General features: G+C 61.6%; 13 protein-coding genes and 2 pseudogenes. 8 read left to right on the top strand and 7 right to left on the bottom strand.

Annotated features, from left to right (window positions below):
• Positions 1–5: 5 nt before the first annotated feature.
• The 4 genes from ACJ2A4_RS12275 (at position 6) to ACJ2A4_RS12260 (ending at position 6,395) form a co-directional block, all read left to right on the top strand.
• Entirely contained in the window at positions 6–932 is a 927-nt protein-coding gene (locus tag ACJ2A4_RS12275; RefSeq protein ID WP_408873025.1) for a DUF58 domain-containing protein, read from the top strand.
• Entirely contained in the window at positions 929–3,664 is a 2,736-nt protein-coding gene (locus ACJ2A4_RS12270) for a DUF4159 domain-containing protein (RefSeq protein ID WP_408873024.1), read from the top strand. The genes ACJ2A4_RS12275 and ACJ2A4_RS12270 overlap by 4 nt, the downstream gene beginning before the upstream one ends.
• On the top strand, positions 3,661–5,700 hold the full coding sequence (locus tag ACJ2A4_RS12265; protein ID WP_408873023.1) for a VWA domain-containing protein: 2,040 nt from the start codon (positions 3,661–3,663) through the stop codon (positions 5,698–5,700). Before ACJ2A4_RS12270 ends, ACJ2A4_RS12265 begins: the two co-directional genes overlap by 4 nt.
• Before the next feature lie 77 nt (positions 5,701–5,777).
• Entirely contained in the window at positions 5,778–6,395 is a 618-nt protein-coding gene (locus ACJ2A4_RS12260) for an ankyrin repeat domain-containing protein (RefSeq protein ID WP_408873022.1), read from the top strand.
• 74 nt (positions 6,396–6,469) lie between these two features.
• On the opposite strand, the gene ACJ2A4_RS12255 is transcribed toward ACJ2A4_RS12260, so the two are convergent.
• The 4 genes from ACJ2A4_RS12255 to ACJ2A4_RS12240 all read right to left on the bottom strand — a co-directional run bounded on the left by ACJ2A4_RS12255 (position 6,470) and on the right by ACJ2A4_RS12240 (position 9,328).
• Complete coding sequence (locus tag ACJ2A4_RS12255; RefSeq protein WP_408873021.1) at positions 6,470–7,555, bottom strand: site-specific DNA-methyltransferase; 1,086 nt, start codon at positions 7,553–7,555, stop codon at positions 6,470–6,472.
• Complete coding sequence (locus ACJ2A4_RS12250; protein ID WP_408873020.1) at positions 7,552–8,175, bottom strand: ribonuclease HII; 624 nt, start codon at positions 8,173–8,175, stop codon at positions 7,552–7,554. The genes ACJ2A4_RS12255 and ACJ2A4_RS12250 overlap by 4 nt, the downstream gene beginning before the upstream one ends.
• Positions 8,176–8,320: 145 nt before the next feature.
• Complete coding sequence (locus ACJ2A4_RS12245) at positions 8,321–8,959, bottom strand: DUF4339 domain-containing protein (RefSeq protein ID WP_408873019.1); 639 nt, start codon at positions 8,957–8,959, stop codon at positions 8,321–8,323.
• A 78-nt stretch (positions 8,960–9,037) separates the two neighbouring features.
• Positions 9,038–9,328 (bottom strand): CsbD family protein, encoded by a 291-nt coding sequence (locus ACJ2A4_RS12240; protein WP_408873018.1) that lies wholly within the window; start codon positions 9,326–9,328, stop codon positions 9,038–9,040.
• A gap of 281 nt (positions 9,329–9,609) precedes the next feature.
• Here ACJ2A4_RS12240 and ACJ2A4_RS12235 point away from each other — a divergent pair, with 281 nt between their 5' ends.
• The 4 genes and pseudogenes from ACJ2A4_RS12235 to ACJ2A4_RS12220 all read left to right on the top strand — a co-directional run bounded on the left by ACJ2A4_RS12235 (position 9,610) and on the right by ACJ2A4_RS12220 (position 19,012).
• A complete protein-coding gene (locus tag ACJ2A4_RS12235; protein ID WP_408873017.1) occupies positions 9,610–10,953 on the top strand; it encodes an efflux RND transporter periplasmic adaptor subunit in 1,344 nt (447 codons plus the stop codon).
• 39 nt (positions 10,954–10,992) lie between these two features.
• Positions 10,993–14,192: pseudogene (locus tag ACJ2A4_RS12230) on the top strand (efflux RND transporter permease subunit).
• A pseudogene (locus ACJ2A4_RS12225) lies at positions 14,189–17,468 on the top strand (efflux RND transporter permease subunit). Before ACJ2A4_RS12230 ends, ACJ2A4_RS12225 begins: the two co-directional pseudogenes overlap by 4 nt.
• Entirely contained in the window at positions 17,468–19,012 is a 1,545-nt protein-coding gene (locus ACJ2A4_RS12220; protein WP_408873016.1) for an efflux transporter outer membrane subunit, read from the top strand. The pseudogene ACJ2A4_RS12225 and the gene ACJ2A4_RS12220 overlap by 1 nt, the downstream one beginning before the upstream one ends.
• Positions 19,013–19,074: 62 nt before the next feature.
• Here the strand turns inward: ACJ2A4_RS12220 and ACJ2A4_RS12215 are convergent, their stop codons facing one another.
• From ACJ2A4_RS12215 to ACJ2A4_RS12205, 3 genes are all read right to left on the bottom strand, one after another.
• Positions 19,075–19,245: a DUF1328 domain-containing protein gene (locus ACJ2A4_RS12215; RefSeq protein WP_011251938.1), complete on the bottom strand. Its 171-nt coding sequence runs from the start codon at positions 19,243–19,245 to the stop codon at positions 19,075–19,077.
• 61 nt (positions 19,246–19,306) lie between these two features.
• Entirely contained in the window at positions 19,307–19,531 is a 225-nt protein-coding gene (locus ACJ2A4_RS12210; RefSeq protein WP_408873015.1) for a hypothetical protein, read from the bottom strand.
• Between the two features lie 105 nt (positions 19,532–19,636).
• Positions 19,637–20,854, bottom strand: a complete 1,218-nt coding sequence (locus ACJ2A4_RS12205) for an MFS transporter (RefSeq protein ID WP_408873014.1) — start codon at positions 20,852–20,854, stop codon at positions 19,637–19,639.
• Positions 20,855–20,872: the final 18 nt, after the last annotated feature.

Here is a 20,872-nt window from a genome sequence, read left to right as displayed (position 1 = left end):
TCGCCGTGAAAAGTCCGTCCGATACCCTGCGCAGCTTATTCCGCCGCAACCGGGGCGCCGCTTCCAGCGCTCCGACCGTGCAGGCGGAAAGTCTGGCCCTGCCCGCACTTGTTCTTGAAGCCGAAAAAATTGCTGCGAGCCTGCAAAGCGGTGTTCACGGCCGCAGGCGTTCGGGTGCGGGTGAGGATTTCTGGCAGTTCCGTCCCTATCACGCCGGCGAGCCCGCAACGTCCATCGACTGGCGGCAGTCTGCCCGCTCTCCGGTCGAGGACACGTTCTGGGTTCGTGAGCGCGAGCGGGAAAACGCCCAATCGCTGATGCTGTGGTGCGACCCGTCGCCCTCCATGCAGTGGCGCTCATCCGATGCCCTGCCGACCAAGGCGGAGCGGGCCCAGCTCTGCACGCTGGCGCTGGCTTCGGCGTCCCTGCGGGGTGGTGAGCGTGCCGGGCTGCTGACCGGGATCGAGGCGGGACGCGCGCTGGCAGGTCGGCAGGTTCTGCCGCGGCTGGCCGCTTCCCTTCTGCATTCGGATGCGGACGAGCCCGAATTTCCGCGCATGGCACTCGTTCCCGCCCGGTCCGATCTGGTCGTGATCAGCGATTTTCTGTGGGACGAAAAGCGGATCGACGCATTTCTCAAGACCTGCGCCAGTCGTCCCGTGCGAACGCATCTTCTCTGCGTTCTCGATCCTGCGGAACGGGAACTGAAACGCTCCGGTCGAATCCGGTTTGAAGGGCTGGAGGGCGGCATTCTGACCCTTCCTGCTATGGAAAGCCTTGGCCCTGCCTATGAACAGGCCATGAACGCCCATCTGGCAGCGCTGAAGCAGAGTGCGGCCTCGCTTCATGCCGACTGCATCATGCATGATACGTCGCAGAACCCGCTTCCGGCCCTGCTGGCGCTTCACATGGCGTTGGGAGGCGGCCGATGATCCTTCTCGCCCCGCTCCTGCTGCTCGGTCTTCTCACGCTGCCCGCCTTGTGGTGGCTGGTCCGTGCCACGCCACCTGCACCGCAGGATCAGCGCTTTCCGTCCCTGCTCATCCTGAACCGGCTGACGGCCCGGCGTGAGGATGCGGCCCGCTCTCCGCTCTGGCTTCTGCTTCTGCGCATGGCCGCCGTGGCTCTCGTCATTTTCGGACTGGCCCGGCCTGTCCTGACCCCGCATCAGGCCGAAGCCGGAAACGGCCCGCTTACCCTTGTGCTCGATGACGGCTGGGCCGCCATTCCGCACTGGAACGAACGTATTTCCGCGGCTCTGGCGCTTGGTGAAACCGCGATCCGCAATGGTCAGGACGTGACGCTGCTTCATGCTGCCCGCGCGCCTGATGGCGCGATACCCGAAGCGTTCACGACGCATGATGCACATGCCCTGTCCGAACATCTCTCCCGCCTGCGGCCTCAGCCCTGGCCGACCGATCGTCAGGCCCTGGCGTCCCTGCTCCAGCACCGGGACCTGTCCGGGCAGCGTGTGATGCTCATTTCGGATGGATTGGCGACAACGGGTGACAATGCCCTGCATGACGCGCTCGCAAAGGCCGGTTCCGTGCAGGACATGCGCTGGAATGGCTGCGATATCCTGCGTCTTGCTGCATCCACCGGTCAGGACGGCGCCCTTCATGCCAGAGTGGACACGCTCTCCTGCCCGACGCGGACCGTGACGCTCCATGCCGCCAATGCCAATGGCGGAACGCTCGCCGCCTATCCTGTCAAAACCGGGCAGGATCAGACCATTTCGCTCCCGCCTCTTCTGCGGAACCAGCTTGATCATCTGACGCTGGAAGGTGCGAATGGCCCGGCTGCGGTGCATCTGATGGGACAGGCCGATCACCGCCGCCCCGTCGGCATTCTCCAGACACCCGGCGATGCCACACCGCTCGTCGGTTCGGCGTTCTTCCTGAACCGCGCCTTGCAGCCAATTTCGGACCTGCATAGCGGGGATGCGACAGCGCTGCTGGGTGCGCCCCTGTCTGTCCTGATTGCGACCGATGGCGCACTTTCCGGCGATCAGACGCGCAGCCGTGTCCTGAACTGGGTTCGTCATGGCGGCATGCTCGTCCGCTTTGCCGGTCCCGGCCTCGCCGCCGATCAGGGGACTGCGTCCGATGCCACGTCAGATGCGCTTCTGCCCGTCCATCTCATGAGCGGCATGCGGCAGCTCGGCGGTCCCATGTCCTGGGGCAAGCCGCAGACACTGGCGCCCTTCCCCGAGACATCGCCATTCTCCGACCTGACGATCCCGCCCGATGTCACTGTCTCCCGGCAGGTTCTGGCCAAGCCCGAAACGGGCCTCACGGATCATGTCTGGGCAGCCCTGAGTGACGGAACACCTCTCGTGACCGCCCGGACGGAAGGGAATGGCGAGATTGTCCTGTTCCATGTCACGGCCTCGCCGGACTGGTCCAATGTGCCGCTATCGGGGCTGTTTCCCGACATGCTGGAGCGCCTGATCGAGCGTTCGGCCGGCGTTGCGGGCGGGGGACCTTCGGAGCTTGCGCCTTGGCGTATTATCGGAAGTGACGGTGGGCTCATCATGCCGCCACAGGCCGCACGCTCCATCCGCGTCTCGGATCTGGCGCATACGCCCGTCTCCGTTACTCATCCTGCCGGACTTTATGGTCCGGCCCATGGAACGCATGCCCTGAACCTTTCCAATTCTGCGCCCGCAATGAAGGAAGAAGCCCTGCTTGGGACCAAGATTTCACCGGATGGTGCCCATGCGGACCGTCCGCTTGGTCCCGCGCTGATGACAGCCGGCCTGCTGCTTCTGCTGCTGGACCTGATCCTGTCCCTGCGGCGTCGCAGGCTGCTGGGGGCTCTGGGCGTGGCCTGCCTGCTGATCCTGCCCATGGCCCATGCCCAGACCTCGACGCAGATGCCGCCCCTGCCGACCACGGTGCCACAGGCTGCGCTCGATACACGGCTGGCCTATGTCATCACCGGCCATGACGATATCGACACCGTCTCCCGCGAGGGGCTTCAGGGCCTCTCCGACTTCACGACCGCACGCAGTTCCGCGACGCTCGGGCATCCGGATGGCGTCGTTCCGGGCAAGGACGATCTGGCGTTCTATCCGCTCCTGTACTGGCCAGTCACACCCGATGCGCAGGCCGATCCCGAGCGCACGAAAGCCCTCAATGCGTTCATGGATCACGGCGGCATCCTGCTGATCGACGAACAGGGCGCGGGCACCGATACGGATTCCGGAACCAGTTCCGCCGCCCGGGCTGCGCTTCAGCGCGTGACTGATGGTCTCGTCGTGCCGCCCCTCGCCAAACTGACGGAAAAGCACGTTCTGGCCCATACTTTCTATCTGCTGCACAGCGGCTTTCCCGGCCGCGTTGCCGGACAGCCAGTCTATGTCGCGCGTAATGGCGATGAGGCGAATGATGACGTCAGCCCGGTCATCATCGGCAATGGCGACTGGGCCCATGCTTGGGCCGTGGATGGTTCGGGCAACCATCCTTTTGCTGTCATTCCCGGTGGCGAGGACCAGCGGACGCAGGCCTATCGTTTCAGCATGAACATGGTGCTGTATGCCCTGACCGGAAACTACAAGAACGATCAGGCGCAGTATCCGGAAATGCTTCGCCGCCTCGGCACGCCCGACAATGGGGCCGCCGCAACCAGTCCCGACAGCGTTGACGAGGAGGACGCACCATGATGTTCGACCTTTCTCCCATGCTGCCGGTCTGGCTTCTGGCAACATTGGCTGTCCTGACTGTTGCGGGCGCGATTTACGGTGCGCTGCGTGGTGCGCGTGGCATGCTCTGGCGGGCGCTGGCTGTGCTGGCTCTTCTGGGCTGGCTGTCCGGACCGCGTTCGCTCCATCCGGTGCTGCGACCCGTGCCTCAGGATGCGCTTCTGGTCGTGGACCGCTCGGCCTCCATGCAGGTCGGCCACCGGACTGCCATCGCTGACCGTGCCGCCGAGCAGATCATGCAGGACGCGGCCCATCTTCCGGGCCTGACGCTACACCGCGTCGATGTTCCCGGCGGCACCGGTCACGGAACGCGCCTGTTCGAGGCGCTGGACCACGCCGATCTGCCGCAGGGCCGTTTCGCGGGTGCCATCGTCGTGACGGATGGCATGGATCATGACGTTCCGCCCCATCTGCCGCCCCGCTTTCATGGCGCAAACGGCCAGACGCTTCCGCTGCATCTTCTGCTGACGGCGCATGGCGAGGAGCAGGACCGGCGTCTGCGCATTCTGAGCACACCGCCCTATGCGATCGTCGGGCAGAACGCCACGATCCGCGTTCAGGTGGACGATCTGGGCGCGCCGAGTGCTTCGGACGCCATGCTCACCATCCGCTCCGGCGATGCCCCACCGCAGACACGCCCCATCCAGACCGGCACGCCGCAGGACATCACGCTCCCGGTCCAGCATCCCGGCGAGACGCTGGTCGGCCTGTCCGTCTCTCCTCTGGCCGGGGAAGCGTCCACCGAGAACAACAGTGAAGTCGTCCGTATCCGTGGCGTCCGGGACCGGCTGCGCGTGCTTCTGGTTTCGGGCGTGCCCAATCAGGGCGAGCGGGTCTGGCGCCGGCTGCTGAAGGCCGACCCGTCCGTCGATCTCGTGCACTTCACCATCCTGCGCTCCCCCAATACCGATGACGGCACGCCGCTGTCAGATCTGGCGCTGATCCCGTTCCCCATCCGTGAACTGTTTCAGGAAAAAATCCGCAGCTTCGACCTCATCATTCTGGACGGTTTTCGCAACAGCAACATCCTGCCCGACGAGTACCTGACCAACATCGCTGATTACGTGCGCAATGGCGGTGGACTGCTGGTGACGGCCGGACCTGAATTCACACAAGACGGCACGCTTCAGGACACGAGCCTAGCGCAGGTGCTGCCCGCGCATGTTGGCACGGACGGAATCGTCACCCGCGCCTTCCGCCCTGCCCTGACCGATCTGGGCAGAACGCATCCGGTCACCGCTGGTCTGACGGAAGACTGGGGCCCTTGGTATCGCGCACTTCGCCCCGACCAGTCCCATGGCGAAGACCTGATGCACGGTCCTGATGGTGCGCCGCTTCTCCTGCTGGATCGTGTGGATCGCGGACGCGTGGCCATGCTGCTGTCGGATCAACTCTGGCTCTGGTCTCGTGGTGAAGGTGGCGGCGGACCGCAGGCCGAACTCCTGCGGCGCCTTTCCCACTGGCTGATGAAAGAGCCGGACCTTGAGGAAAACCGCCTCACCGCCCGGATCGAGAACGGACAGCTCACCGTGGAACGTCATGCGGCCGGACAGACAGTGTCGCCGGAAGCCTTCGTGACTGCACCGGACGGAAAGCGCCAGCCCGTCGCACTGACGCAGACCAAAGGCGTCTGGCACGCCAGCGTGCCTGCGACCCTGCCGGGAATCTGGAGCGTCCGGCAGGACGGCCTTGTCGCCTTTGCCAGCCCGGTCTCCCATGATCCGATCGAACGTCAGGATCTGCGCGCCACCGCGACCGTCATGGGAGGTGCAGCCAGGGCTTCTGGCGGAACTGTCTCATGGATTGCGGATCAGACGCCCCATCTGCGACAGGTCTCGGCCGGTAACGCCATGAGCGGATCGGACTGGATGGGCCTTCCCGTTACAACCGCCGCCGTCGCGGGTGAGACGCGCACGAAAGACCTCGTTCCGGCCTGGGCGGCCCTGCTCGCAGCCCTGATTTTCCTTGCGATCGGATGGTGGCGGGAAGGTCATTGAAAAAATGTCACATTCCGGCACGCCCGAGAGGCATCTGCAAACTCGCACAGGACGATCGATCACAGTATATTGGCATCATGCGACTGCTCCCCACCCTGCCCCGCCTGCTGCTCATTGCCGCTCTGGCAATGACGCCGACAATTCTCGTACCCTGGCATCACGCCCAGGCTCAGGATGCCGACGACGCCGAGGCTGAACAGGAAGCCGAGGCCAACCAGAAAAAGGCCGAGGCCCGCAAGGCCGCCCAGCGCGCCGCGCCGCCCTCCGCCCTGCCTGGAGCAGAAGCATCGGACGACGATGCCGGTCACGCCCGAGCAGACGTAAACCCGACGACCGCGCTTTTCGATGCGATCAACCGTGGTTCGCTCAACGCTGCCAAGGAGGCGCTCAATCGTGGTGCCGATATGGGCGGGCACAACGTGCTGGATCAAACGCCGCTGGACATGGCTATCGACCTGAACCGCAAGGACATCATGTTCCTGCTGCTGTCGATGCGGACCTATAATCCGGATGGCAGGATCGAGAACAGCGTGTCTGATCAGGGCGTCGAAATGAAAAATGGCAATGGCCATCTGACGATCGGCGGCAAAACCGTCACGCCGAAGCGCTCTCTCGTCGCGGCCGCCCCGCATTTCGATACAAGTGGTGGCAAGGCAGACCCGTCAGTCGGCTTCCTCGGCTTCGCAGGGCACTAGATTTTTCTGACCCAGACACGAAAAAAGCCGGAGAGCAGTCTCCGGCTTTTTTTTATACCCGCTATGTTATGGCCTCAGCCGACGTTACGCAGCGCCTGGCTTTCCTGACGCAGCACGTCAATCTGGACGAACTGACCGTCCCGCTCGAAATACCAGAACGTCCAGCCATTGCAGGACGGCGCATTGGTCAGCATCGCACCCAATTTGTGGATCGAGCCGCGCTGATTGCCCGATACAAGCGTGCCATCGGGCGTAACCGTCGCCTTGAGACGCTTCTGCCGGTCATAGAGCAATGTCCCGGCCGGAAGAGCTCCCGTCTCGACGAAGCTTCCGAACGGAATGCGCGGCATTTCGCGCTTGGCGGGCGTCGTTGCAAGCTGCTCGGAGGTCAGGCGCTCTTCACGCGCCACCCGCTCCCGGGCGGCTTTGACGTAGTCCGGGTGGCGTTCAATGGCGATGTAATGTCGTCCGAGACGCTTGGCCATTGCGGGGGTCGTACCGCTTCCACAGAACGGGTCAAGCACGACGTCATTGGCATTGGTCGAGGCCACCAGCACGCGATGCAGCAGGCTTTCCGGCTTTTGCGTCGGATGCAGTTTCAGGCCATGTTCATTTTTCAGACGCTCATTGCCCGTGCAGAGCGGCAGATACCAGTCCGAACGCATCTGAAGGTCGTCGTTCAGGGCCTTCATGGCCTGATAGTTGAAGCGATACTTGCTCTGCGGACCACGCGCTGCCCAGATCAGCGTCTCATGCGCGTTGGTAAAGCGACGTCCGCGGAAATTCGGCATCGGGTTGGACTTGCGCCAGACGATGTCATTTAGAATCCAGAAGCCCAGATCCTGCATGATCGCACCCAGGCGGAAGACGTTGTGATACGACCCGATGACCCAGATCGTGCCGTCCTTGTGCAGGATGCGGCGGGCTTCACTCAGCCATTCGCGCGTAAAATTGTCGTAGGTCGCGTAATCCGCGAACTTGTCCCAGTCATCGTCCACACCATCCACGACGGTTTCGTCCGGACGACGCAGCTCACCGCGCAGCTGAAGGTTGTACGGTGGGTCGGCGAAAATGCAGTCCACGCTCCCATCGGGCAGCGTCTTCATCGTCTCGATGCATTCTCCACGCAGGATCTGGTCGACGGGAAATTCACCGCTCATGCTGCGTGTGCCTCTGCTTCAATCATGTTTCGTATCGGCGCGAACCCGCGCCTGTGATGGGGTGTCACCCCCCGGAGCTTCAGACCCTGCATGTGCGCGGCCGTGCCGTAACCGGCATTGCGCTCCCATCCATAAGCATCATGACGCACGGCCAGACGCGCCATCAGGCGGTCCCGCGTCACTTTTGCGATGATGGAGGCTGCGGCGATGGACAGGCTGATCCCGTCTCCACCGATCACCATTTTTATGGGGCATGGCAGCTTCGGGGCATGTTTGCCGTCCACAAGCGCCAGATCGGGAGTGCGTCCCAGACGGGACAGGGCCCGCCGCATGGCCAGATAACAGGCCTGGGCGATATTGATCTGCTCGATTTCCGCGACAGATGCCGCGCCGATGCCAATCAGCGCCTGCTCGTCGGCTATCAGGGCATCATAGGCCAGCATCCGGCGGCGGGCCGTCAGTTTCTTGGAATCATCAAGCAGGGAGGACAGGGTTTCTGACGGGGGCGCCGTAAATGCTACGGCAGAAGCCACCACCGGCCCTGCCAGAGGACCACGCCCGACTTCGTCGATCCCGACGACCAGCCCCCCATGGGCAGCTTCCAGGGCGTAATCCGGCATTTCTGAGCATTCTCCCCGACAGACACCCCGAAATCAGGTGACCGAATCGGTTTTGAATCATGGCGACTCGAAAGGGAAGCCTAAAAATGCATTGTTCTTCAGTTTAGTATGTCAAGTGTGGTTCGAAAGACTCTTTCCTCAGGGCTCAGAGTTCTTCCTGTTCGTCGTCCTGTCCGGAGGAGGCAGGCGGATTTGATGGTGCAGACTGGTGCATCTGCTCCTGCTGGTGCTGGAGTTCGGCTTTCATCTGCGGCAACTGATAGATCTTCTCCGTCACATTGGCCGCAAACAGCACCAGACTGACCAGGAGCAGTGACAGACCCCGCCCGACAATCTGCCGCCGCCTCCAGAAATATCCCGGCAGGAACAGCCACCACCAGAAGCCCGGCGGCGTCTGCCCGTTTTCACGGATGGAATTGCGGTCCAGCGTGAACGCCGTGAAAAACAGGACCAGAGACATGATCGCGACAATGGAAGATGGCCCAGCCTGCTCACTGGCAGGCACCTGACGCCAGTCCAGAATCAGCAGCGCCAGACGCTGGATCAGCCACGGCCCGACAAGCACAACCCAGGCCCAGTGCTCCGAGATACCCGTGGACAGGCGCAGCAGGCCCGTTAGCGGAGAGACAAGCCCGGCAGCACTGGCCGGTCGCCAGGCCTCGCCGAATTCCGGCGTCCAGACCAGCGTTTCGGGCTTGATGCGCTGTTGCATGATCAGACGCAGGATTTCTTCACGGGAAACGGGACCAACCTGCTGCCCGTTATTCTCGTAAAACCATTCCATGCAAAAAAAGCCTCCCGGATTGCTCCGGAAGGCTTCTAGCACAAAGACCCTGCGATGGTCGAAAGGCCTATGGCTCCCTCAGGAGCTTTTGCGGCCGAACATCAGTCCGCCGACGATCATGCCCACAACCGTGGCGATCACCAGCGAGATCAGCGGACGGTCCTGAACGAATGCCGTAGCGGCTTCGAGCTTGGTCTCGCCTTCGTCATACAGATCGGCAAAATCCTGCTGTGCCATGCCGGAAAGCTGGTCGAACTTGCCTTCGGCCTGCATCTTTGCATTGCCGGTCAGGCCGCCAACGCCGTCCTTGACCTTGCCCTTGACGTCATCCAGGAGGCCTTCAGCCTTCGTTTCAGTTGTATCAGCCATGTTGTTCTCCTCTGTCCGGATAAACCTGTGTCCGCATTACAACGCGCAACAGAAGCATCCGGTTCCTGTCCGATATGATCCTTGAGCGGAAAAGAGACAAGCCCTGCAGATCAGTAACAGAGTGTATCATTTGTGCTCATTTTGATTTTCACCATCAAAACTGAACAGGATTTAAGGTCCCGTCATGGCCGACCCGGGTCTCCTGCCTTATAGGTATGGAAACATACAGCATTGCCGCCTGAGAGCCACGCGCTCTGGTATACGGGAAAGACAGAACAACCATGGATCAGCAGACGGCCGGCTCCAGCGACCGCCTTACGAACAGCACCACCCAGTCCGCCCCGCCCCGCACACGGTCCCGCCGTCGCTGGATCCTGTGGGCCGTTGTTCTTCTGGTCGCTCTTCTGATCCTGTTCGCGATTTTCAGACCCCACGGGACAACGCACAAGCACGGCCGTGGGGCAGCAGCCGATGGCAGCGTCCAGCCCGTCGCCGTCGCCACAGCCCATACCGGCGATATGCCCGTCATTTTCCAGGAAATCGGCACGGTCGTTCCTGTCACCAACGTAACGATCACACCACGCGTCAACGGCCATATTGCGGCCGTCTATTATCAGGAAGGCCAGCACGTTCATAAGGGTGACGAACTCGAACTGATCGATCCGCGTCCCTATGAGGCTACGCTCGCCCAGTATCGCGGCACGCTCGCGGCCGATATTGCGCAGCTTGAAAAGGCCCGCGTGGACAATGCCCGTTACCAGCGCCTGATCAAACAGAACTCGACCTCGGCCATGACCGCGCGTGACCAGGAATTCACGGTGCAGCAGCTTGAAGGCCAGATCGAGTTCGATCGCGCCAATGTCCGCAATGCCGAACTGAACGTGATGTACTGCCACATCATCGCGCCGGTCGAAGGCCGTGTCGGTATCCGTGCGCTCGACGTTGGCAACTATGTCACCGCTGGCCAGTCCGGCGGCCTGACGGTGCTGACGCAGATGCAGCCGATCTCCGTGATCTTTACGGTCCCGCAGAACCAGCTTGGGGAAGTCGCAACCCATCTGCGTGAAGCCGGCGAACTGACGGTCGAGGCCTGGAACAGCGACAACACCCAGAAACTCGCCACCGGCACCGTCAAGGCGCTGGACAGCCAGATTGATACTTCAACCGGAACGGTCCGGATGCGTGGCATTTTTGCGAATGAGGACGAGCACCTCTTCCCGAACCAGTTCGTCAACCCGCATCTTCTGGTCACGACGCTGCACAATGCGCTGCTCATTCCCGGCAACGCCCTGCAGACCGGTCCGGACGGACGCTTTGTCTATCGCGTCAAATCCGACATGACCGTGGAAACCGTTCCCGTCACCGTGGGCACGACCGACAGCACGAATGCCGTGATCCAGAAGGGTCTGAGCGAAGGTGACCGCGTCGTGACCGATGGCGTCAGCCATCTGCGTCCGGGCCAGAAAGTCTCGATCCCCGATACGTCTTCGACAGCGAAGCAGAATACGGAAGCCGAGCAGCAGACGGCTGGCCAGCACCGCCGTCACCGCAACGGACAGCAGAGTTCCGACGCACCGCAGCAGCAGAACGACCCGTCCTCGCCCGCCGATACCGGCAATCACTGATCGCCGACCAGAACAGCAAGATTAGGGAACAGCAAGACCGTGAATCCGTCCCGCCTGTTCATCGAGCGCCCGGTTGCCACCAGCCTTCTGATGTTCGCCATCCTGCTGAGCGGCCTGCTTGGTTATCACTTCCTGGCCGTGTCAGCCCTGCCGCAGGTCGAATATCCGACGATCACGGTCTCGACCTTCTATCCGGGCGCCGGGCCGGACGTCATGAGCACGTCCGTCACCGCCCCTCTGGAAACCCAGCTTGGCCAGATGGCGGGGCTGGACCAGATGACGTCCCAGTCCTCGGGGGGCGCCTCGGTCGTGACCCTGCGCTTCGGGCTCGACATGTCGATGGACGTGGCCGAGCAGGAAGTTCAGGCGGCGATTAACAACGCCACCTCCCTGCTTCCCAGTGATCTGCCCGCCCCCCGATCTATGCGAAGGTCAATCCGGCTGACACTCCCGTCCTGACGCTTGGCATCACGTCCAAGACGCTGCCGCTTCCAGAGGTCGAAGACTACGTCAATACGCGCCTTGAGCAGAAGATTAGTCAGATTTCCGGCGTCGGTCTCGTCACCCTGTCGGGCGGTAATCGCAAGGCCTACCGGATCCAAGTCAATATCCCGAAGCTGACCTCCTACGGCATCGCGATTGATACCCTGCGCACCATCATCAGCACGGTGAACGTCAATTCGCCGACCGGTACGTTCGACGGCCCCAAGCGCTCCACCTCCCTGCGCATCGACGGTCAGATCCAGTCCGTCGAACAGCTCATGAACCAGGTGATCGCGTATCAGAACAACGGTCCGATCCGCGTGCGTGATATTGCGACCGTCATCGAAGGTGCGGAAAACGCACAGCTCGCCGCCTGGGCCAACCGCACGCCTGCGCTGATCCTGAACGTGCAGCGCCAGCCCGGCGCGAATGTCATCGGCGTCGTGGACAACGTGCTGCGCGTCCTGCCGCAGCTCAAGCTCGATCTGCCTCCCGGCATTGACGTCACGCCGCTGACCGACCGCACCACGACCATCCGCGCCTCGGTCAATGACGTGGAATACGAACTCGCACTGGCCATGCTGCTGGTCGTGGGCGTGATCTTCGTGTTCCTGCGGAATGTTCCGGCGACGATCATTCCGAGCCTCTCCGTTCCGCTGTCGCTGATCGGCACGCTTGCGGCAATGTATCTGCTGGGCTTTTCGCTCGACAATCTCTCGCTGATGTCCCTGACCATTGCGACCGGCTTCGTGGTCGATGACGCCATCGTGGTGATCGAAAACATCGCCCGTTACGTCGAGGCTGGCGAGGACCGCTACACCGCAGCACTCAAGGGTGCGGGCGAAATCGGCTTCACCATTATCTCGCTGACGGTCTCGCTGATCGCCGTGCTGATCCCGCTGCTGTTCATGAAGGACGTTGTCGGGCGTCTTTTCCATGAATTCGCGATGACGCTCTCCATCACGATCATCATTTCCGCCGTCGTCGCCCTGACGCTGGTGCCGATGATGTGCGCGCGTCTGCTGTCCGATACGCATGCGCCGTCCACGAAGAACACGCTCTGGAGCCGCCTGTCCAACAGCACCGAACGCGGCATCAATGCGCTGATCGCGGGTTACGGGCGCTGGCTCGACGTCGTACTGCGCTTCCGTGTCACGACCCTGCTCGTCACGCTGGGAACGATCGTTCTGACCGGTGTACTGGCCTGGACCATTCCCAAGGGCTTCTTCCCGACACAGGATACCGGTGTCATCCAGGGCATCTCCGTGATGTCGCAGGCCATTTCCTTCGAAGGCATGAAGGAGCGTCAGGCCACCCTTGGAGACGTGATCCTCAAGGATCCGGACGTCGCCAGCATCTCGTCCTTCGTCGGCATCGACGGCCAGAACATGACGCTGAATGTCGGCCGCTTCCTCATCAACCTCAAGCCGCGTGAACAGCGGACGAGCGACCTTCAGACGATCCTGCGCCGCCTCTCTTCCGTCGGGCAGCAGGTCATCGGCGCCGAACTTTATGTCCAGCCGATCCAGGATCTGTCACTGGATTCCTCGATCTCCGCCACGCAGTACCAGTTCATGCTGGAAAACCCGGATTACGACACCTTCAAGACCTGGGTGCCGAAATTCGTGGATGCGCTGCGCAAGGAGCCGTCGCTGACGGATGTCACGTCCGATCTTCAGGCAGAGGGACTGGTCGCCCAGCTCTCGCTCGACCGTCCGACCGGCGCGCGGTACTCCATCACGCCGCAGACAATCGACAATCTTCTGTATGACAGCTACGGCCAGCGTCAGATCACCACGATCTACACGCAGTCCAACCAGTACCGCGTCATTCTGGAAGCCGATCCGAAGCTCCAGACCGATCTGACCTCCCTGAGCCAGCTTTACCTGCCGGGCATTTCCTCCGAAGCCGGTGGCAGCACGTCGGGTCCAACGCGCCAACCGACCTCCGGCCTCGTGCCGCTGTCACAGGTGACGACGATCACCCATGCGCTCTCCCCGCTGCTGATCAGCCATTACGGACAGTTCCCCGCCACGACCATCTCGTTCAACGTGGCCAACGGCTATTCGCTGGGCACCGCGACCAACGCCATCGAGCGCGTGGAAAAGCAGATCGGCCTGCCGCCCGAATTCCAGACCGCCTTCCAGGGCACGGCCGCAGCCTTCCGCTCGTCGCTGTCCAACGAGGTCTGGCTGGTCATGGCGGCCGTGATCGCGGTCTATATCGTCTTGGGCATTCTCTATGAGAGCTACGTTCACCCGATCACGATCCTTTCCACCCTGCCTTCGGCCGCCATCGGTGCGCTGATCGGGCTCTATCTGTTCGGGATGGATCTCGACATCATGGGCATCATCGGCATCGTGCTGCTGATCGGCATCGTGAAGAAGAACGCCATCATGATGATCGACTTCGCGCTCGAAGCCGAACGTCTGGAAGGCCATACGCCTCTTGAGTCCATCAAGCGCGCGGCCATGCTCCGTTTCCGTCCGATTTTGATGACCACGCTGGCCGCCCTGTTCGGCGCCCTGCCCCTGCTGCTCGGCACGGGTGTCGGCTCCGAACTGCGTCGTCCGCTGGGTGTGGCCATCGTCTTCGGTCTGATGATGTCGCAGCTCCTGACCCTGTTCACCACACCGGTCATCTATCTGTTCATGGATGAACTCGGCACGCGGAGCCGTGCCTTCATCAAGCGTCACCGCCGCAGCAGCCCCCCTTCGCCGAACCAGCCCTCCAACCCCCAGACAGGCGCTCCGTGAATCTGGTCCGCCTCTTCGTTCTGAGGCCCGTTGGCACCACGCTGATGGCCGTGGCCCTCGTGATCGGCGGCATCATGGGGTATTTCGCCCTTCCGGTCGCTGATCTGCCAAACGTGGATTTCCCGGTTATCATGGTGACCGCGAACCAGCCTGGCGGCTCTCCGTCCGAAATCGCGAGTACGATCGCCGGGCCTCTGGAGCGGCATCTCGGCGCGATTTCCGGCGTGACCGAGATGACGTCGGAATCCACGGTCAACCAGACGCGTATCACGCTGCAGTTCGATCTGTCGCGGGACATCAACGGCGCGGCGCGTGACGTGGAAGCGGCGCTGCAGGGCGCGCGGCAGGATCTGCCCACGACCCTGCGCAGCAACCCGACCTATATGAAGGCGAACTCGAACGGTCCGCCCGTTCTTGCGCTGACGCTGACGTCCGGCACCCGGACGCCGCAGGAACTCTACGATTTCGCCAGCAATATCCTCATCCCGCAGCTCAGCCAGATCGAGGGCGTGGGGGACGTGGACATCCGTGGCGCCTCGCTGCCAGCTGTGCGGGTCGAGATCAATCCGCTGCGGCTGTTCCGTTACGGAATCGGGTTCGAGGATCTCCGCGCTGCCCTGGCCTCCGCCAATGCGCACACGCCCAAGGGCTTTGTGGATGCCAATGGCGCGCGCATGATGCTGTCCACGAACGATCAGGCCACGAAAGCGGAGGAATACCGCGACCTGATCATCGCCTATCGCGACAGTCAGCCTGTCCGTCTCACGGATGTGGCGGAGGTCAATGACGGCGTCGAGGATCTGCGTCAGGCCGGCTATCTGAATGGTCAAGCCGCCATCATCTGCACCGTGTTCACGCAGGGTGGGGCCAACGTCATCAAGACGATCGACGGGATCCGCACCCGCCTGCCCGTGCTGCAGTCCGCCCTGCCTGGGAACACGAACATCTCGATCCTGATCGACCGTTCCAAGACAATCCGGGCGTCGCTGGACGACACGAAACAGACACTCATCATCGCCAGTCGTTCTCGTGGTGGCGGTCGTCCTGCTGTTCCTACGCAGCCTGTCGGCCATCATGGTGCCCGCAATCGTGGTGCCGGTCTCGATCATCGGCACGTTCGGCGTCATGTCGCTGATGGGATACCAGCTCGACAACATGTCGCTGATGGCCCTGACCATCTCCACGGGTTTCGTGGTCGATGATGCCATCGTGGTGCTGGAAAACATCGCCCGCTACATGGAGATGGGTTACGACCGGCAGGAAGCCGCCATCAAGGGCACGACCGAGGTCGCTTTCACCGTCATCTCGATCACCGCCTCGCTGATCGTCGTTTTCGCGCCGATCATGCTCATGGGCGGGATTGCCGGTCGTCTGTTCCACGAGTTCGTGATGACCATGGTCATCACGCTCTGCATCTCCCTGGTGCTGTCCCTGACGCTGACACCCATGATCAGCGCCCAGCTCCTGACCCATTCGGACGATAACGGGCCCGGCTTCTGGAAAAAGGTGGGCCGGTTCTGCGAACGCATGATCAATGCCACCACCGCAGGCTATGGCCGGTCTCTGGACTGGGCGCTGGGTCATCAGTTCCTGATCGCGCTGTCCCTGCCCGCCACTCTGGTGCTCGCAGGCGTGTTGTTCGTGAAAATGCCCAAGGGTTTTTTCCCGTCCGAGGACACCGGGCAGATCATGGGCCGTATAGTCGCCGACCAGTCGATCTCCTTTCAGGCGCTCCAGAAAATCGTGGTCAAGGCCATGAAGGTGATCGCATCCGACCGCGATGTCGTCAGCGTCATGGGTGGGGTGGGCGGACGTTCGGCAAACTCTGCCAATGTCTTCGTGGCCCTCAAACCCAAATCCGAACGGACAGACGATCTCGCCACGACCATCCAGCGCCTGACCCGCAAGTTCTCCCATACCCCTGGCGCCCAGTTGCGCCTGATGGCACCGGGCAGCGTGCGGACGGGTGCGCGCTCCGGCGATGGCGCCTATCAGTATTCGCTGGAAGGTGCATCCGCCGAAGATCTGTTCGAATGGACGCCCAAGATCGTGGCCGCGCTCTCGAAACTGCCGCAGCTCATGGACGTGACCTCGAACGTGGAACAGGGAGGTCAGGGCATCAACATCGCCATCAACCGCGATACGGAGGCGCGCTATTCCGTCACGCCGCAGCTGATCTCCAACACGCTCTATGATGCCTTCGGCCAGCGCGCCGCATCCATCATCTACGGCAACCTCAACCAGTACCGCGTCGTCATGGAAGCGGCCCCGCGCTACTGGCAGGATCCGTCCATGCTGGAGCAGATGTGGGTCAGCATTTCCGGCGGGACCGCGGCAGGTGGAACAGCCTCCAACAACATCCGTGTCAAAGCCGCAACCACGGCCACCCCCCTGTCCCAGAGCGAGATATCCTACCAGAACTCGGTCGCCAACGCGCTCGCCGGCGGCAAGTCGGCTTCGAGTGGCTCGGCTGTCGCGACGAGCGCAGCCACGATGGTTCCGCTCTCCGTTGTCTCGCGCCAGCGCAACACGAATACGGCGCTGACGGTCAGCCATCAGGGACAGTTCGTCGCTACGACCATCTCCTTCAATCTGGCGCCGGGCGTCTCGCTTGGGCCGGCCGTTGATGCCGTTCAGTCAGCCATGGTCAAGCTCCATGTGCCCTCGGACATTCACGGCGGGTTTGCCGGCAATGCAGCCGCTTTCCAGCAATCGGCCAGCAGCGAGATCCTGCTGATCCTCGCCGCTCTGGCTGCCGTCTATATTGTTCTGGGCATTCTGTATGAGAGCCTGATCCATCCCCTGACGATCCTCTCGACCCTGCCTTCCGCAGGCGTGGGCGCCATTCTTGCGCTTCAGATCTGCGGGGAAGAGTTCTCGCTGATGGCGATGATCGGCGTCATTCTGCTGATTGGCATCGTCAAGAAAAACGCCATCATGCTGATCGACTTCGCCCTGGTGGCGCAGCGCGAAGGCATGTCCGCCATGGATGCCATCCGCCAGGCCAGCCATCTGCGTTTCCGCCCGATTCTCATGACATCGCTGGCCGCGGCTTTTGGTGCAGTGCCGCTGATCATCGGCAATGGTTACGGCTGTGAGCTTCGGCGTCCGCTGGGCATTGCGATCCTTGGCGGTCTCGTGGTCAGTCAGCTTCTGACGCTCTACAGCACCCCCGTCATTTTCCTGTATCTCGACCGGTTCGGACGCGCCATGGGCCGTCTGCGGGCCCATCTCGCCTCCTTCTTCCATCTTTCATCCCGGGAAACACAGTCCTGATGACCGCCCTCCGTAAGTCTACCCTGCGCAATGCCCTGCTGGGGGCAGCAACCCTGCCTTTCCTGAGCGGCTGCATCGGCGGCATGGTCGGGCCGAACTATCATCGCCCGAAGGCCATCATCTCTGCGAAATTCAAGGAAGCCCCGCCCCCGCCGGGCTGGCAGATGGCCGCGCCGGACCTTGCCAAAATGCCGAAAGGTGATTGGTGGACGGTCTTTAACGATCCCGTTCTGAACGATCTTGAAGAGCGCGTCGCCAGGTCCAATCAGAGTCTGAAGGAATACGAGGCGCAGTACCGCAAGGCTGCCGCGACGATTGACTCGATCCGTGCACAGCTTTTTCCAACCCTGAGCGGCAAGTTCAGCTTCAACCGGTATGCGCAGGGCAGCAGTGCCCAGAATACGAGCGGCGGCTTCACCTACACCTCCACGCAGTCTTACACCACGAACACCTGGACGACCGGACCGTCCGCAAGCTGGACCGTGGACGTCTGGGGCATGATCCGTCGTCAGGTCCAGGAACAGGTCGCCGCAACACAGGCGGATGCAGCGCTCGTTGCGAATATGCGCCTGTCCTATCAGCTTCAGCTGGCCCAGGATTATTTCGACCTGCGCTATCAGGACAGTCTGATTGCGCTCTATGCCCGCAATGTGGACCTGTATCGCCACAATCTGGAAATCCTCCAGAACCAGCTTGATGCCGGCGTTGCGGATCCGACAAGCGTTCTGCAGGCCCGTTATCTGTTGCAGTCCACACAGGCCAATCTGGCAAACGCTCATATTGCGCGGGCGGAGTACGAACATGCCATTGCCATGCTGACAGGCCGCGCTCCGGCAGAACTGACGCTGCCCCCCTCTCCGCTCCCCGCGACGATCCCGGCCGCACCTGTCGCCGTACCTTCCATGCTGCTGGAACGCAGGCCGGATGTGGCGCAGGCCGAACGCAACATGGAAGCCTATAATGCGGAGATCGGTTACGAAATCGGGGCTTTCTTCCCGCAGGTCACCCTCTCCGCATCCTATGGCTATAGTGGCAATCCGCTCCAGCAGCTGATCCAGACAGCAACGCGGACATGGAGTCTCGGTGCTGCAGCGACGGAAACCATTTTCGAGGGGGGCTCACGTTCCGCGGCTGTCCGCAGCGCTGAAGCAGATTACGACAATGCCGTTGCCACCTACCGACAGACTGTTCTCGCTGCGCTGCAGGATACCGAAGACCAGATGTCAGGGCTGCATTATCTCGATCAGCAACTGGCCCTGCAGAATGCAGCCGTGAAATCCGCAGAGGAAGCGGTTCAGGTCTCGATGAACGAGTATCTTGCCGGAACCCAGATCTACACCACGGTCATCACTGCTGAACAGAATGCCCTGCAGTATCAGGAAACACAGCTCAGCGTACGCCAGCAGCAGTTCTTGGCCGAGGTCAAGCTCATCACGGATCTGGGCGGCGGCTGGACCACCCAGCAGCTTCCCAGCAAAGGCTCGCTCCAGACGGACAACCCTTTCCTCCCCTCCTTCATCCAGAGGGACAAGAACGGGAACTGAACAACAAAAAAGGGCGGGGCCATTGGCACCCGCCCTTTTCACATCAACCCTGCGTCATGCCCTCAGAGAGCGTGAAGCCCCGCTACGCCTGCGAGAATGGCAAGCACGGCCAGCACGAGGAAGACAATGAAGAACAGCTTGGCGATGCCTGCCGTCGCAGCTGAAATACCAGAAAAGCCGAAAACACCGGCAATGATGGAAATGATAAAGAAAACAATCGCATAGTGCAGCATGACGCAGGCTCCTCACCCAAGAGTTCGTGGTCATGTCGTAACGTGAGCAGCCTGCAGAAGTTTAATTTCCTCGAAAAAGTTGCTTTCCCAGCAAGAGTCCAAGGAAAAACGAAACCAGAAGCCACAGGAGCGGCTGATCCACCATCAGATCGCTGACGAGTGCTTCCGTTTCTCTTGCCGCACCAGAAATCTTTTTTCCAAACCCACATTTCGAAAAACAGCAGGCAGGCTCGTCCTGCACCCGGCCTATACCGGCTTCGAGATAACGCTCCAGATCGGCGTCCATAGGTCTTCTCCTTGATATGATAGGTCCCAAACGCAGGAAGGGGCAGCCCGATGCCGGACTGCCCCTTCCTTTTACATCCTCAGAGCAATGATGCGATGCTCTGGATCAGTGACCGACTACAGGACCGCTTTCGCCCCGTGCTGCAGCTTCTTCGCTATAGCGACGCGCTTCCGGCGAGATGGTCAGAGCCATCGTCATACCGGCAGAAGCCAGATAGATCACGGCAAAGGTCCAGATCACATACTGCATGCCCGGACCAAAGACAGCCTCACAGCCGGCCACGACTGCCGGACCAACCCAGGTGGATGCACCTGCACCCAGACCCAGAATGGACAGCGCAGCAGCTTTCTCACGCGGGCAGATCTGCGGCATCAGGCCGGACAGCGGAACGAATGCTGCCACGGTCGCGCCATAGAAGATGCCTGCGGCGGCCACGGCCCAGAAATTTCCGGGGAACCACAGCGGCACATAATAGAACAGTGGAATGGCGATAAAGCCGCCAATACCACCGAACACGGCGACAACGAACCGGTGCCCAAGGCTGTCAGCAACCATACCAGAGACGAGGTTGAACAGGATGTTGCTCAGGAAGATGAGCGACAGCAGGTTCAGCCACTGGCCAAGAGAAAACCCGAGATGGTCGACGAAGAATGCCGGCATGATCGCCAGGAACGCATATTCCGAAGACGTGTCGATCACACGGACGATACCGGCAATCAGCGTCTTGGGCTCACGCCACATGATGCTCATGGAACCAAAGAAAATGTCCTTGGTCGGAACATGGTCCGGCAGAAGACGTTTCTTGCCAGTCGGTTCATGCGTGAACAGCAGGGCCACAAGACCACCGATGATCACCAGTCCGAGCGAGCACCAGAAGGTCCGGAGTTCGCCGATCTGCGGAATGGCAAAACGCGCGAACTGCGAACCGAGCGTCGGCAGACCTGCGGAGAAGGAGAACCAGAACCAGCCGGCAGCCGAACCCAGCATGGCGGTCGGCGTGGCAGCAGCAATCCAGACAAGGAAGCCATACGCAAAGAGCGGATAGGCAAAACCGCGAAGCGTATAGAAAAGCAGGATCATCGGTCCGCTGTTGGGTCCAAGACCCAGGGACAGGAAGCCCACTTCAAGAATGGACCACAGGATGAGACCAAGCCACATGACTTTCTTCGGCCCCATGAGATCCGACAGCGGCCCGGAGAACCAGGCGGCGATCATCACGGTGATACCGTAGAACGTGAACATTTCGTTCACGAAACCCTGCGTGTGGCCGTGATGAAGCATGTAGGTATCGAGATACCCCGCCTCCACACCATCGCCGACCATGAACAGGAGCTGCCCCAC

Origin of the sequence: Gluconobacter roseus (genome assembly GCF_046058915.1) — a bacterium.
Taxonomy (GTDB): domain Bacteria; phylum Pseudomonadota; class Alphaproteobacteria; order Acetobacterales; family Acetobacteraceae; genus Gluconobacter; species Gluconobacter roseus_A.
This window is presented reverse-complemented; position numbering and strand designations above follow the sequence as displayed.